The sequence below is a fragment of the Burkholderia sp. Bp8963 genome (assembly GCF_003854275.1).
Lineage (GTDB): Bacteria > Pseudomonadota > Gammaproteobacteria > Burkholderiales > Burkholderiaceae > Burkholderia.
Genome location: NZ_QTQP01000097.1, coordinates 1 through 12,214, shown reverse-complemented (window position 1 = coordinate 12,214; position 12,214 = coordinate 1). Strand labels below are relative to the sequence as shown.

18 protein-coding genes are annotated in these 12,214 nt (G+C 62.4%); 8 read left to right on the top strand and 10 right to left on the bottom strand.

Translation table 11 applies throughout. From position 1 onward, the window contains the following. Window positions 1–46 precede the first annotated feature (46 nt). Window positions 47–574: a PIN domain-containing protein gene (locus DID96_RS36730; protein WP_124604104.1), complete on the bottom strand. Its 528-nt coding sequence runs from the start codon at window positions 572–574 to the stop codon at window positions 47–49. Window position 575: 1 nt separating this feature from the next. Continuing rightward, on the bottom strand, window positions 576–1,046 hold the full coding sequence (locus tag DID96_RS36725; protein ID WP_121863020.1) for a helix-turn-helix domain-containing protein: 471 nt from the start codon (window positions 1,044–1,046) through the stop codon (window positions 576–578). Between the two features lie 349 nt (window positions 1,047–1,395). Here DID96_RS36725 and DID96_RS38590 point away from each other — a divergent pair, with 349 nt between their 5' ends. Continuing rightward, window positions 1,396–1,608 (top strand): hypothetical protein, encoded by a 213-nt coding sequence (locus DID96_RS38590; protein WP_185732485.1) that lies wholly within the window; start codon window positions 1,396–1,398, stop codon window positions 1,606–1,608. Next, window positions 1,598–1,813 (top strand): DUF2513 domain-containing protein, encoded by a 216-nt coding sequence (locus DID96_RS36715; RefSeq protein WP_124604100.1) that lies wholly within the window; start codon window positions 1,598–1,600, stop codon window positions 1,811–1,813. Before DID96_RS38590 ends, DID96_RS36715 begins: the two co-directional genes overlap by 11 nt. Window positions 1,814–2,029: 216 nt before the next feature. On the opposite strand, the gene DID96_RS36710 is transcribed toward DID96_RS36715, so the two are convergent. From DID96_RS36710 to DID96_RS36700, 3 genes are all read right to left on the bottom strand, one after another. Then, entirely contained in the window at window positions 2,030–2,767 is a 738-nt protein-coding gene (locus DID96_RS36710; protein WP_124604098.1) for a hypothetical protein, read from the bottom strand. Between the two features lie 77 nt (window positions 2,768–2,844). Beyond that, the gene (locus tag DID96_RS36705) at window positions 2,845–3,966 is read right to left on the bottom strand and encodes a Fic family protein (protein WP_221624636.1); all 1,122 of its coding nucleotides are present in this window, start codon (window positions 3,964–3,966) and stop codon (window positions 2,845–2,847) included. Between the two features lie 112 nt (window positions 3,967–4,078). Next, window positions 4,079–4,999 (bottom strand): LysR family transcriptional regulator, encoded by a 921-nt coding sequence (locus DID96_RS36700; protein WP_124604094.1) that lies wholly within the window; start codon window positions 4,997–4,999, stop codon window positions 4,079–4,081. A 145-nt stretch (window positions 5,000–5,144) separates the two neighbouring features. Between DID96_RS36700 and DID96_RS36695 the strand changes: the two genes are divergently transcribed. Both DID96_RS36695 and wrbA read left to right on the top strand, forming a co-directional pair. Beyond that, window positions 5,145–5,870 (top strand): pirin family protein, encoded by a 726-nt coding sequence (locus tag DID96_RS36695; RefSeq protein ID WP_124604092.1) that lies wholly within the window; start codon window positions 5,145–5,147, stop codon window positions 5,868–5,870. A gap of 115 nt (window positions 5,871–5,985) precedes the next feature. Further along, complete coding sequence (gene wrbA / locus DID96_RS36690; RefSeq protein ID WP_124604090.1) at window positions 5,986–6,588, top strand: NAD(P)H:quinone oxidoreductase; 603 nt, start codon at window positions 5,986–5,988, stop codon at window positions 6,586–6,588. A 58-nt stretch (window positions 6,589–6,646) separates the two neighbouring features. Here the strand turns inward: wrbA and DID96_RS36685 are convergent, their stop codons facing one another. Beyond that, window positions 6,647–6,982, bottom strand: a complete 336-nt coding sequence (locus DID96_RS36685; protein ID WP_124604088.1) for a hypothetical protein — start codon at window positions 6,980–6,982, stop codon at window positions 6,647–6,649. 465 nt (window positions 6,983–7,447) lie between these two features. Here DID96_RS36685 and DID96_RS36680 point away from each other — a divergent pair, with 465 nt between their 5' ends. Then, window positions 7,448–7,852, top strand: a complete 405-nt coding sequence (locus tag DID96_RS36680) for an NUDIX hydrolase (protein WP_260464158.1) — start codon at window positions 7,448–7,450, stop codon at window positions 7,850–7,852. A 67-nt stretch (window positions 7,853–7,919) separates the two neighbouring features. Continuing rightward, a complete protein-coding gene (locus DID96_RS36675) occupies window positions 7,920–8,219 on the top strand; it encodes a hydrogenase maturation factor (RefSeq protein ID WP_124604084.1) in 300 nt (99 codons plus the stop codon). Window positions 8,220–8,239: 20 nt separating this feature from the next. Here the strand turns inward: DID96_RS36675 and DID96_RS39310 are convergent, their stop codons facing one another. The 3 genes from DID96_RS39310 to phaP all read right to left on the bottom strand — a co-directional run bounded on the left by DID96_RS39310 (window position 8,240) and on the right by phaP (window position 9,405). Next, entirely contained in the window at window positions 8,240–8,554 is a 315-nt protein-coding gene (locus DID96_RS39310; protein ID WP_260464157.1) for a hypothetical protein, read from the bottom strand. A gap of 239 nt (window positions 8,555–8,793) precedes the next feature. Continuing rightward, entirely contained in the window at window positions 8,794–8,991 is a 198-nt protein-coding gene (locus DID96_RS36665) for a hypothetical protein (protein ID WP_124604106.1), read from the bottom strand. A 63-nt stretch (window positions 8,992–9,054) separates the two neighbouring features. Then, complete coding sequence (gene phaP, locus DID96_RS36660) at window positions 9,055–9,405, bottom strand: TIGR01841 family phasin (protein ID WP_185732484.1); 351 nt, start codon at window positions 9,403–9,405, stop codon at window positions 9,055–9,057. A gap of 524 nt (window positions 9,406–9,929) precedes the next feature. On the opposite strand from phaP, the gene DID96_RS36655 reads away from it, so the two are divergent. Next, entirely contained in the window at window positions 9,930–11,195 is a 1,266-nt protein-coding gene (locus DID96_RS36655) for an IS256 family transposase (protein WP_124604080.1), read from the top strand. 178 nt (window positions 11,196–11,373) lie between these two features. Continuing rightward, entirely contained in the window at window positions 11,374–12,081 is a 708-nt protein-coding gene (gene phoU, locus DID96_RS36650; protein WP_124604078.1) for a phosphate signaling complex protein PhoU, read from the top strand. 23 nt (window positions 12,082–12,104) lie between these two features. Here the strand turns inward: phoU and DID96_RS36645 are convergent. Further along, window positions 12,105–12,214: zinc ribbon domain-containing protein (locus DID96_RS36645; protein WP_148094528.1), on the bottom strand; the 110-nt coding region annotated here is incomplete at its 5' end.

Below are 12,214 nucleotides of genomic sequence, written 5' to 3'. Positions count from 1 at the left end.
CGCAAGAGCGACGGCGAACCCGGCGCGGAGACCATCTGGAAGGGACTTACGAAAGTTCATATCGCCGCGGAAACCATGCGCTTATTACGCGATGACGGTGACGCCGACACTTCTGTATAACGACATGCGCAGTAACCGGGTCGAGATCCCACTGGTTAATAATGAACCGGTCGGGATCAACGACCTCTATGCCGTACGCACTGACGATCTCGGACGGGAAGTCACGAAGGTTCGCGGTCACGATGCAGTCCGCGTGTCCGGCAACTGCGGCTGCGAGGACATGTCTGTCGTCCGGGTCCGGAAGCTCGTACGCCGAAACGAGCGGTACCCAGGCAGTCTCCGGGACCTCCCAGTCCGGCACCGCCGCACGCATGCAGTCTCGCCGAAACTCGAGCCTGCCTTTCAGGTCTGCTCGCCGATTTTCGAGCGCGGCAATCCATTCCTGTTCAATTCTTGTCGACCATTTCGCGGCGGAAAGCCCCGCAGTAGCCAGGCTCATCAACGAGTCGGCAATCGCGATCGGATAGAGGACACACGCGTCCAACAGGGCTGTGTAACGTGCGTTACCCGCCATCTCAGTAGTCCAATCCCAATTCGCGAGCGTTGTCAGCCATGCGATCGAGTGCGGAGGCCTGTTTCTCGCGCATCTTGTTGGCGTATGTCACCAAGTCGTCAAAGGCGATCCGTCGGTGTGTACCCACCATCCGATGCGGCAACCTGCCTTCTTCAATCTCCTTGATCACGAACGGCCGCGATACGTTCAGAAAATGGGCTGCCTCCACCGTGGTGAATTCCCGGTTTGCAGGCATGAGGGTGATCGAGCGGCCTTCGCTCATTGCCCCGAGCAGTTGGCCGATGAGTTTCAACGCCGGCGGCGGCACCTCAACCGACGGATGTTCGCCTGTGTCAGTCGTGAGGGTGATGGCCGCAGCGCGGGAGTGATCGAGTGCTTCCATAATGCAGCGCTGCGCGACGCGTGCCATCTCCAGCTCTTCATTGGTGAGCGGTGGCGGCGTCACCTCGCGGATTCGGTCTACGGTACGCATGTAGGTCCCCCTTTTTTCATAATGCGGTGATGCGATGTGTCAAGCCTTGCTTCCGCAAAGCGGAAGCAAGGCTACCCGACATCTACATTAAATGCAACAAGTGCATTAAATGCAACGGCGTCTTTTGCCTCTTGAAATCAGACCCTTTTTCCAAATGAGAAGAGGCCATGATCCCTGCTACCACCCTGCGCCTGACCCTGGTGCGCTCGACGGAAGACCAAGCCGCCTTCAGCCCCGGGTACCAGACCGAGAACTGAGACAGTTCTACCAGCTGGTGCGGGCCGACGGTGTCATTCGGGTCAGCGCGATCACCTTCACGATGGATAGCGTCGGCGCCAGCGGAAGTCTGGTGGGCGAATTCGTCATCCCACTCGCGCAGGTGATCGGTCCCGTGCTGGGGGGCGCGGCGGTCGCCTGGCTGCAGGGCCGCGCCGGCCGCAAGCTGCGCCTGAAGGTTGGCGACCTCGAGGTCGAGGCGCGTACACCGGAGGAAATCGGGCAGCTGCTGGAACAGGCCCAGGCGCTACAGGCCACTCAGGGGGAAAACAAGAATGAAGCGTGAGATGGACCTGATCCGCGAGCTGATGCTCAGGCTTGAGGCGCTGTCTGTTCCATTGACCGGACTCAAGGCGATTGACGGTCACGAAACCGCGGTGCAGGTCGATGGCTACACCGCCGAGCAGATCGACTACCACCTGTTGCTACTGGAGCAGGCCGGTTTCATTCATGGCGCTCATTGTCACGATCCAGAGTTTCATGTCGACTGACCGTTTCTGGCCGACACCTGTCCGATGGCGACAACGTTCGCGTCGCCGCGTCAGCTGTTCGTCACATACCGGCTCGATACGCGAAGCCGTCGCGATCCCGGCCATTTCGGACGCCCACACGAATTCACGAATCGGTGTCGGTCCGATCTCCGCACGCCGACGGCGTCGATTCGAACGACAACGATGTCACCACAATCACGCATCATTCCGCCGCGACTACCGTGCGGCCTCTTCGAACGGCACGCCGGCAGCGACTTGATCGACGACGGCCACCGCCGCTCGCGCGCCGCCATGCGCGGCCATCCACTCGCTCGTGCGACACGCCGCTTTCGCATACAGATGCGAATCCGTGAGCGCCGCTCGATTCCAGTCGAACATGCCGGCCGGCAGGTCTGCGGGCGGGGCAACCAGGCACCGGTTCGCGCGATCGGCGGGGGCCAGGTATCGAAGGTCGTTCGACGACACCATCGCGATCCCTTCATCGAACCAGATCGGAATCCGGCCGGCGGCAAACGCCCATGGCCCGACACGATGATGCAGCTCATTCATCGACAGCTCGTGAGCCGCGATGACGACATTGCCGCCACGCGGGGACAGCACCGCGACCCGGTCGTACAGCGACATCCCGCGTCGCCGCCCGCCTCCCATCCGGCGGAAACACGCTTCGTCCGAGCAAACGAAGATGCGCGGCGTAGCCTGGAGCGGCCCCCAGAAATCGGTCAACCGGCTGCGGGCCTCGCCGATCATCCCGACGATGGCCGCCTGCTCGGCTTCGCCGACCTGCTTCTGCACATAGATGTCGGTGCCGGCCTGTCGGAAGCCGTAGCACGCGGGGCACGCCGCCGCGGCAGCGGACGGCAATGCATAGATCATTCCGGCAATGCCCAACGCGATCGTCGCGACCGTGACGGCGCCCGCGATGCGAAGGTGCTTTCTCGTGGTTTTTCGATTCATCGCAATGTGCGTCCTTCAAATCATCGCGCACGGTCGGAACGGCGGCCGACCGCGTCGACGCAATTCGATCGAAACCGCTATCCGTCGACTGGCATCAGTTCGTAGCTCGTACTGCGCCCACCGGAGGACGAACGACGCAATACGCCATTCGTCACCAGCTCGGTGATGTCGCGCAGCGCGGTGTCTTGAGAGCATTTCGTCAACGCTGCCCATTTGGTGGTGGTGAGCTTCCCCTCGAAGCCGTCGAGCAGACGATTGATCACCTTGACCTGACGTGCATTCATCGGGACGCCCGCGAAGCGCTGCCAGAAGCGCGCCTTCGCCAATACCGCATCGAGCGTCGTGTGCGCCTGATCGATCGCCCGATGCAGCGCATCCAGAAACCAGGCCAGCCACGCCGTCACGTCGAGCGTGCCCCGTTGCGTGCGCTCCAGAATGTCGTAGTACGCGTTGCGCTCGCGCTGTATCTGCGCCGACAGGCTATAGAAACGCTGGGGGCTCCGGTCGGCGCGCGCCAGCACGAGATCGCCGAGCGCGCGCGCGATGCGGCCGTTACCGTCATCGAACGGATGGAGCGTGACGAACCAGAGGTGAGCCAGGCCCGCCCGGATCAACAAGGGTTCAGTCGGCTCAGCGTTGAGCCATGCGAGAAACGCGCCGGTTTCGTTCGCAAGTCGCGCCGCAGGCGGCGCTTCGAAGTGGACACGCTGCCGCCCGATCGGCCCCGACACGACCTGCATCGGGCCATTCGCATCCGTACGCCAGCCACCGACGCTAATCCTCGACATTCCGGAATATCCGGTCGGGAAAAGCGCCGCGTGCCAGCCGAACAGCCGCGCTTCGGTAACAGGTGCGGCGGCATTCGCCGTTGCGTCCAGCACCATCTCGACCACACCTTCGACATGTCGGTCGACCGGAGCCAGCGCGCCAATGTCGACACCGAGTCGACGGGCAATCGTCGAGCGCACCGATGCGACGTTCAGGTGCTCGCCTTCGATCGCACTGGTCTTGACGACGTCGTCCGTCAAGACGGCCAGACTGGCCTCGTCCCGCAGCGACATGCCGACGTCGGCCAGTCGGCCGGCCAGCAGGCCTTGCGCGCGGCTGACGTCGGCGAGCGGCGTGGCAAGTGCCGCGAGGTCGAAGCGCCACGCGGGCCAGTCGCCGGCTTCCCAAATGAATGTCCATTCTCCGCTCATGATGCGGAGATTATGCCACGCATTGACCGCACCCTCCGATATTCACCGCATATCTTGCGGCGAATATCCGGTCATTCGCCGCACCGCTTGCACCACACGCGCGGGCCAACGCCTACGACCGCGCATCCGACGCGGCCCGCCTGCCCGAAGCACCGCCCTGCCCCAGCCGCTGCGCGACGAACGCGACGAACGTGCGCAGCGTGACGAACCCCTCCCGATGCTGCGGAAACACCGCATTGAGCCTCAGCGGCGGCGGCTCGTACGCGTCGAGCACCGGCACGAGCGCGCCCGTGCCGAGCGCCGGGCCGACGATGAAGTGCGGCAGCCGCGCGATGCCGAGCCCGGCGATCGCCGCATCGCGGACGACTTCGCCGTTGTTCGCGACGAGCGGCCCCTGCACGTCGAAGGTGCGCGGCGCGCCGTCGACCCGGAACTCCCAGCCGACCCGCCGCTCGCGGCCATACAGCAGGCAGGTATGTTCCTCGAGCTCCGCCGGCGTCGCCGGCGCGCCGCGCTCGCGCAGATAGCCGGGACTGCAGCACGCGACCATCCGCCACTCGCCAAGCGGACGGGCGACCAGCGTCGAATCCTCGAGCGGGCCGATGCGCAGCACGAGATCGAAGCCTTCGCCGATCAGGTCGACGCGCCGGTCAGTCAGGTCGAGATTGAGCCGCACGGCCGGATGCGCGGCAAGAAACTCGGCGATCAGCGGCGACAGGTGCGTGATCCCGAACGACAGCGGCGCGCTGATCTTCAGCGAACCGTGCAGCTCGGTGCTGCGTACCGACATCGCCTGCTCGGCGTCGGCCACCTCGGCGAGGATCCGCTGCGCACGCGCATAGAACTCCTGCCCCGATTCGGTCACGGCCAGGTTGCGCGTGTTGCGCAGCAGCAGGCGCACGCCGAGCGCCGCCTCGAGCGCCATCGTCCGCCGGCTGACGAACTGCTTCGACAGCATCAGTTGGTCGGCCGCCGCCGTGAAGCTGCCCGCATCGACCGTCGCGACAAAGATCCGGAGATCGCCAAGTTCCATATGTTGTCCACCGATGATTGTCCACCCATGTGCGACAGTGATTATCTCCCTAGCCATTTATTTGTCAAATCGATTGACCTAAAGTTGATCCCAACGAACGGCCAAGCGCACTTCCGCGATGAGGCCACTTACAGGACATACCAAAATGATCGAGATCCGTGCAGCAAACCAACGCGGCCGTGCCGAGCACGGCTGGCTCAGCTCCCGTCATACGTTCTCGTTTGCGAATTACTACGACCCGAAGCAGGTCGGTTTTTCGGACCTGCTCGTGATCAACGACGACCGCGTGATGCAGGGTCAAGGCTTCGGCACGCACCCGCACCGCGACATGGAGATCCTGTCGTACGTGCTCGAAGGCGCGCTCGAACACAAGGATTCGATGGGCACCGGCTCGGTGATCGTGCCGGGCGACGTGCAGCTGATGAGCGCCGGCACCGGCGTGCGGCACAGCGAGTTCAACCATTCGCGCGAAGTGCCCGTGCACTTCCTGCAGATCTGGATCGGGCCGGGCGAGAAAGGTGCGGAGCCGCGGTATCAGCAGACCAACATCGCGGAGGACGACAAGCGCGGCAAGCTCACGCTCGTCGTGTCGCCCGATGGCGATGCAGGCTCGCTGAAGATCCGGCAGGACACGCGGATCTACGCCGGCCTGTTCGACGGCGACGAACGCGCGACGCTCGAACTGGCGCCGAACCGCTACGCATATGTGCACGTCGCGCGCGGCAGCGTCGCGGTCAACGGCGTGACGCTCGGCGAAGGCGATGGCGCACGGGTGCGCAGCGAGCAGGCGCTGACGTTCGCGGACGGCAAGGATGCCGAAATACTGGTGTTCGACCTGCGTCCGATCGAAGTAACGGCCGAGTGGGCCTGACAGCAGGTTCGGGAAGGCTCGAGTAGGCTCGGAAAGGCTCGGGTGGGCTCGGGCCCGCCCCGGATTACCGGGCTCCGCAACGATGCGGGGCCCTTTTCAACGGAGAAATCGCATCATGGCCAAGGTTCTGGTTCTGTATTACTCGTCGTACGGGCACATCGAAACGATGGCGCAACACATTGTCGAAGGCGCGCAAGCGGTGCCGGGCGTTGAAGTCACGCTCAAGCGCGTGCCGGAAACCATCCCGGCCGACGCGGCCGCATCGATCGGCATCAAGCTGGACCAGGCCGCGCCGGTCGCGACGCCGGACGAACTGGCCAACTATGACGCGATCATCTTCGGCACGCCGACCCGCTTCGGCAACATGGCCGGCCAGATGCGCACGTTCCTCGACCAGACGGGCGGACTGTGGATGAAGGGCGCGCTCGTCGGCAAGATCGGCAGCGTGTTCGCGTCGACCGGCACGCAGCACGGCGGACAGGAAACGACGATCACGTCGTTCCATACGACGCTGCTGCACCACGGGATGGTGATCGTCGGCGTGCCGTATGCGTGCAGCGGCCTCGTCAACATGAACGAAATCACGGGCGGCACGCCGTACGGCGCGACGACGCTGGCCGGCGCGGACGGCAGCCGCCAGCCGAGCGCGAACGAACTCGAAATCGCGCGTTACCAGGGCAAGCACGTCGCGGAACTCGCGAAGAAGCTCGCTTCGTAAGCGCGTTCAGCACGGCGGCGGCGATCGCGCCGCCGCGCGCGGGCCCGGCCGTGGCGGGTTACTGGCCGGGCGCCGATGCCGCGCCGGCGGGCGCCGATGCTGCACCGGCGGGCGTCTTGCCGGTGGCAGACTTGTCGCCCGTCAGCGAATAGCCGCTGTGCTCGATCTTGCGCAGGTCCTCGGCGTGCTTCGCGCGCTTCGCCTTGCGCTCGGCCTTGCGCTTCGCCTTATCGAGCTGCTTCTGGGTCGGCGCAGTCGTCGAAGCCGACGTCGCGCCTGGCGTCGCGCCCGACGCGCCCGACGCCCCATCCTGCGCGAACGCGACCGGCGCGTGTGCAAGCGCCATACCGACCGACGCCGCCACGGCCAACGTCACCATACGAAGCTTCTTCATTACCGGATCTCCTTGTCGATTGTTGATTGTGAATCGGGCGCCAGCGGGCACGCAGCCGGTGTTGGCGTGCGCCAAAGGCGTCCACGCAACGTTAGCCGAACACAATCCCGCTGTCCTGACGCGATGTCTGATCTTCCGGATAACGGCCGCGATAGGTCGCCGAAGCGTGGCGACGCTTCAAGCACCATCAAGCGCCTCTGCCTGCTGCAACGGAAGGTGAGAAGAAACAGGAGCCGGTGTCGATGGCCGCCGGCATACCGTTGACGCGTCGTGTTCTGCCAAGCGCAGCATTGAAAACCCGATGCGGCAGGTCGGTCGTCGCGCCGAACTGTCAGCCAGCTTACGTTGCGCTACGATATTCGTCAGGTACGTGGTAATTCACCACGCGTGAGGTACGATCCGTCCGGCCCGAATTTGGCCTTTGTCCCTCGCAACGTAACCAGAGCCATGTCCCCTCGATCAAGCATGCCCGAACTCAAGGAGCGCGCCACCGTCGTCTGCCGTCAAGGGCAGAGAGTCTTGCTCGTAGCGCGTACCGCGTCGCGCTGGGCACTGCCGGGCGGCACCATCAAGTCTGACGAATTGCCCGTTGATGCAGCCTGTCGCGAGCTCAGGGAAGAAACGGGTTTGATCGGGCTGGAATTGACCTATGTTTTTCAGATCGGAGGATTGACGAAACTGCACCACGTGTTTGTGGCCGACGTCCCGGTGCACGCCAAACCGCAACCGGGCATGGAGATCACGCGATGTCGATGGTTCGGACATTTCGAGGTGAATTCGCTTCCGACCAGCGTGCCCACCCTGCAGATTGTCGAGCTTCTGTACAACCGTTCGCTCGTGAGCGCAGAAGATGGGGCTCCGAGCCAATAACGTCACCATCGGACACCCCGATTGGATGAGCCGACTGCAATGTCAACCCGAACATGTCGAAGCACCGATGAACAGCACGTACGACTATCACGGTTACACGATTGAGGTGCGATGCGAAGCCGATACCGGCCTCGCTGACGCCTGCCCCCAGACCACGAGCAACAGTCGGGGATACGTTGCCGTTGTGCGGGTCCGGATGGCCGACACGTCTTCGCTACTCTTGACGCCTGTTCGACTGGCAGGCGATCGGGGGAAGCCGTTTGCCGAAAGTCTGGATGCACTGAGTGCGGGGCGCGCAGCAGGACAGATCATCGTTGATGACCTGCTGCCGAGCGTCTCGATGTGCGACCTGCCATCGCGGAATTAGCGGCGTGGTGCCGGCTCCGTTCAGTGTCGCTTCTTGCGCGTCATTTCATGACCGGCGTATACGGCAAGGAGTACGCCAAACATCGTGGCGCTAATGGCCAAGGATTCGTCGAACTTGCCGGAACCACTCACGAGTTTTGAGGCGATTCCGAGGCCGACTCCAGCAGCCACCAATAAGACACCTGCAAGCACACCCCAGACCGGCCCGGCCGGCCCGGCCGGCATATCTTCCCGATTCAGCATATCGCCTCCCATACTTGATTGTTTTCGGATCATGTCGGTAAAAAAAACCTGCGACAAGCCATTGGGAGAAATTTGAACCGCCAGTGCGGGCATCGAGTGTGTTGCCGGTTTCTACTCGTTGATTCCCTTTGTCGGCGGCCACCGTCTCATCGCTTCACTGCCCTTGAACCGACTCGATGAGCATGTGTCCGTCGACACCATCGTTGCCTCCGTCATTGCGTCCAGTTCTTGCGACGGGCGACTCCCACGAGGTCTGGGAGTGATGGTCGACTATCACGCTGACCCGCCTGCTTGAATAGGCCACGCAGGACTTGCCGAATTGCCCGCTTCGCTCAGCGAATGCGCGAGACCGCTTTCAGGACGGCATGACCTTCGGCCGTCACCTGAATATGCCGATCGTCCGACGCCAGCGGATCGATGGCGATCAGTTGGCGCTCCAATAACGTGAAAAGCTCTTCGCGGCGGGATTCAATCTGGTCCGGGGCGTTCCACGCCATCATCAACGTGGTGAGTTCGTGCGGACTGAGCATCGTCGGCATAGGCTCCTTGCGTCGAAACAATTCGTGCGGGTCGGTGCGTGCCTCGCAACACGCTTAGAAGCGCGGAAGGTTGCGGGAATGCAATTCGACTTGCGATCCGACGATCTTCAACCATTGCACGTGGGTATTCGACGCAATGGCGGCAAGTTGACCGCCATATGACAGCGCTTTCTCCGCGCTCGACTGAAAGAGCTTCGTGTGGTGCGCGATGGCTTGCTCCGGAGCCTTGTACGACAGCGTTTCCGACCAATACGAGCCACTTTCGGCAAGCGCCTGTCGAGCCGCCTGCAGGTTGAACTGGATGATTTGCTCGCAACCCTGGAACGCATGATTCGCGAGCGCAAACATGGCGGCCGCTGTGGCCTCGCTTGACGCAACAAGTTGATCCGGCGTGAAACCCGTCATTCGTACGCTCCCTTGTGTGGTTCGACATAGACCCTGCATTTGCCCGCCTGAAAGGTACGCGGGCGGCAAGGGCAAGCGGGAAAACCCCGACTATTTCTCGTCCGAACACAATGTTCGTTTGGCGAAAGCATTCTAGCTTTTCAGAATTGAATCGGGGGTGTGGCCATGTAGGTGGATGCCCCAACCCGGAAACGTTTTCATTCGCACTGATTGAGCGGGCATGTGAAACCACATGAAGCTCGAATCGTCTGAAGTCCGTTACCCAAACAGTCCACTCAGCGTCGACAGGCCACTGCATAAGGCGTCAATCGCACAGGGAGTTCGCCAGCTAGCCGTGCCCCGCCGGTGTCGCGGACGTGAATATTGGTCGCGATAGACTGTGACGCATTCTGCTGACCACAATGCGAGCTAAAGTCGGAAGTGGTGTACGGGGGAGTTGAGGCGGGAAATTGAAGGCGGTGGAGGTTTCAGCTGAGAATCTGATTGTCGAAGTCGGAAACCAGCGAACAACAAAACCATCCACCATGAGCAAGTTTACGGAAAAAGCAGTCGTCGGTCTATCGGGAGCCGGCCTCGGGCTGGACGAATTGGTCCGTCAAGGGGCGCGACAAGTGATTCAGCAAGCGATCGAAGCGGAGCTGGCAGAGCTGCTTGAACGGTTCACGAACGTGAAGACGCTGCACGGGCAACGCGCCGTGGTACGCAACGGCTACTTGCCCGAACGTGAGGTGTTGACGGCGGCCGGGCCGATCCCGGTGAGGGTTCCGAAGGTACGCGATCGATCAGGATCGGGAGTGAAGTTCAATTCATCGATCGTCCCGCCGTACGTGAGGAAGTCGCCCCGTGTAAGCGCGGCGCTGCCGTGGCTGTATCTGAAGGGCGTCTCGACGGGTGATATGGGCGAAGCGTTGCGTGTCCTGCTGGGCGAAGACGCCAAGGGCTTGTCGGCGAATGTCGTGAGCCGGTTGAAGGCGCAGTGGGCCGAAGAGCATGCGGCGTGGAGCCGGCGTGACCTGTCGAAGTCGTGCTACGTCTATTGGTGGGTTGACGGCATTCACACCGGCCTGCGCAGCGAGAACTCCGATGGCCAATGCCTGCTGGTGATCATCGGCGTGAAGCCGGACGGGAGCAAAGAGCGCGTGGCGATCGGCGACGGGTATCGGGAGACGAAGGCCTCGTGGCTGGAGCTGCTGCTCGACCTGAAGGTGCGGGGCCTGCAGGCTGGTCCGCTGATGGCAGTCGGCGACGGCGCGATGGGCTTCTGGGCGGCGCTGGAGGAAGTGTTTCCGGCCACGCGCGGCCAGCGCTGCTGGTTCCACAAGATGGGCAATGTGCTCAATGCATTACCCAAGTCGCAACAGGCACGCGCGAAGGCCGACATGCAGGCGATCTGGATGGCCGCCACGCGCGCCGACGCATACGCCGCTTTCGATCGTTTCGTGTCGATCCATGCAGCGAAATATCCGAAGGCAACCGAGACGCTGAAAAAGGATCGCGAGAGCCTGTTGGCGTTTTACGACTTCCCCGCCGAGCACTGGCAGCATTTGCGCACGACCAACGCGATCGAGTCGACGTTCGCGACGGTACGTCATCGCACGACGCGTACGCGTAATTGCGTGTCGCGGCCGACCTTCCTCGGTCTGGCATTCAAGCTGATCGAGGAGGCGGAGAAGACCTGGCGCCGTATCAACGGCCCGGAAAAGATCAAGCTGTTGCTCGAAGGCATCCCCTTCAAGGACGGCGAACCGGTGCAAGACGATCGACCGGTTCAGCAGAAACTCGCCGCTTGAAATCGACCGTCACGATGCAGCCCGTACACCACTCTTGACGTTAGCTCCCACAATGCAGCGGTCACGTTACTTGAGCGCCTCCTGCAGCATGGACGCGCGAGCGATTGCCTCCTGCGGGCGATCACCGAAGCAACAACGACGATGACTTGACCGGTCGATTCGACGACGGGAGTTCCCTATGCCAAACAAACACATTTCAAGCCACTTCGACGCTGAGCTGCAGCATCTGTCGTCGAAATTTCTCGAGATGGGCGGCATCGTCGAGTCGCAATTGAATGATGCGATCACGGCGCTGAACCGCTTTGACCTGAACCTGGTCGAGAAGGTGATCGCCGAGGAGCATCGGCTCAATGCGATGGAAGTCGAGATCGATGCCGAGTGCTGCAACGTGATCGCGCGACGCCAACCCGCCGCGTCGGACCTGCGTCTGCTGGTGGCGATTTCAAAGGGCATCACCAATCTCGAGCGCGCTGGCGACGAAGCGCGCAAGGTCGCGAAGCGGACCCGCCGTATTGCCCAGGAGGGTGCCGGCACGAAGATCAACATCGCAGAAATACTGTTGTCCGGTCAGTTGGCAGCGGCCATCCTTCGCCGTGCCCTCGACGCATTCGCCCGACTCGATACCAGTGCCGCAGCCCAACTCTTGCGCGACGACGATGCGATCGATGATCAATACCGCGGATTCATGCGCAAGCTGGTCACGTACATGGCCGAGGACCCTCGTATCATCTCCGACGCGCTCGACTACCTGGCCATCGCATCGGCCATAGAACGCATCGGTGACCACGCGACGAATCTGGCGGAACTCGTCATCTATATCGTCAAGGGAACGGATGTCCGCCACATGCCACGTGAGCAAATCGAGCAAGAAGCCCTGCGCAAATGAAAGCTCTTGACTTCCTCTCCGGCCTAAAGACCGGAGATTCCTACTTCTAGCGCACGAAGTCCCGTGCGGGCAATGTTCCTTGCGGCGTTCGTGTCGCGGTTGTGTTCCGTGCCGCAATTGCTGCAAGTCCACT

Coding starts and splice junctions, on each gene's coding strand:
- DID96_RS36700 (WP_124604094.1), bottom strand. CDS start 4,999: ATGGAACTTGGCGATCTCCGGATCTTTGTCGCGACGGTCGATGCGGGC.
- DID96_RS36685 (WP_124604088.1), bottom strand. CDS start 6,982: ATGAAGAAGCTTCGTATGGTGACGTTGGCCGTGGCGGCGTCGGTCGGT.
- wrbA (WP_124604090.1), top strand. CDS start 5,986: ATGGCCAAGGTTCTGGTTCTGTATTACTCGTCGTACGGGCACATCGAA.
- DID96_RS36695 (WP_124604092.1), top strand. CDS start 5,145: ATGATCGAGATCCGTGCAGCAAACCAACGCGGCCGTGCCGAGCACGGC.
- DID96_RS36665 (WP_124604106.1), bottom strand. CDS start 8,991: ATGCTCAGTCCGCACGAACTCACCACGTTGATGATGGCGTGGAACGCC.
- DID96_RS36675 (WP_124604084.1), top strand. CDS start 7,920: ATGAACAGCACGTACGACTATCACGGTTACACGATTGAGGTGCGATGC.
- DID96_RS36680 (WP_260464158.1), top strand. CDS start 7,448: ATGCCCGAACTCAAGGAGCGCGCCACCGTCGTCTGCCGTCAAGGGCAG.
- DID96_RS36705 (WP_221624636.1), bottom strand. CDS start 3,966: ATGAGCGGAGAATGGACATTCATTTGGGAAGCCGGCGACTGGCCCGCG.
- DID96_RS36710 (WP_124604098.1), bottom strand. CDS start 2,767: ATGAATCGAAAAACCACGAGAAAGCACCTTCGCATCGCGGGCGCCGTC.
- DID96_RS36725 (WP_121863020.1), bottom strand. CDS start 1,046: ATGCGTACCGTAGACCGAATCCGCGAGGTGACGCCGCCACCGCTCACC.
- phoU (WP_124604078.1), top strand. CDS start 11,374: ATGCCAAACAAACACATTTCAAGCCACTTCGACGCTGAGCTGCAGCAT.
- DID96_RS39310 (WP_260464157.1), bottom strand. CDS start 8,554: ATGCCCGCACTGGCGGTTCAAATTTCTCCCAATGGCTTGTCGCAGGTT.
- DID96_RS36730 (WP_124604104.1), bottom strand. CDS start 574: ATGGCGGGTAACGCACGTTACACAGCCCTGTTGGACGCGTGTGTCCTC.
- DID96_RS36655 (WP_124604080.1), top strand. CDS start 9,930: ATGAGCAAGTTTACGGAAAAAGCAGTCGTCGGTCTATCGGGAGCCGGC.
- phaP (WP_185732484.1), bottom strand. CDS start 9,405: ATGACGGGTTTCACGCCGGATCAACTTGTTGCGTCAAGCGAGGCCACA.
- DID96_RS36715 (WP_124604100.1), top strand. CDS start 1,598: ATGAAGCGTGAGATGGACCTGATCCGCGAGCTGATGCTCAGGCTTGAG.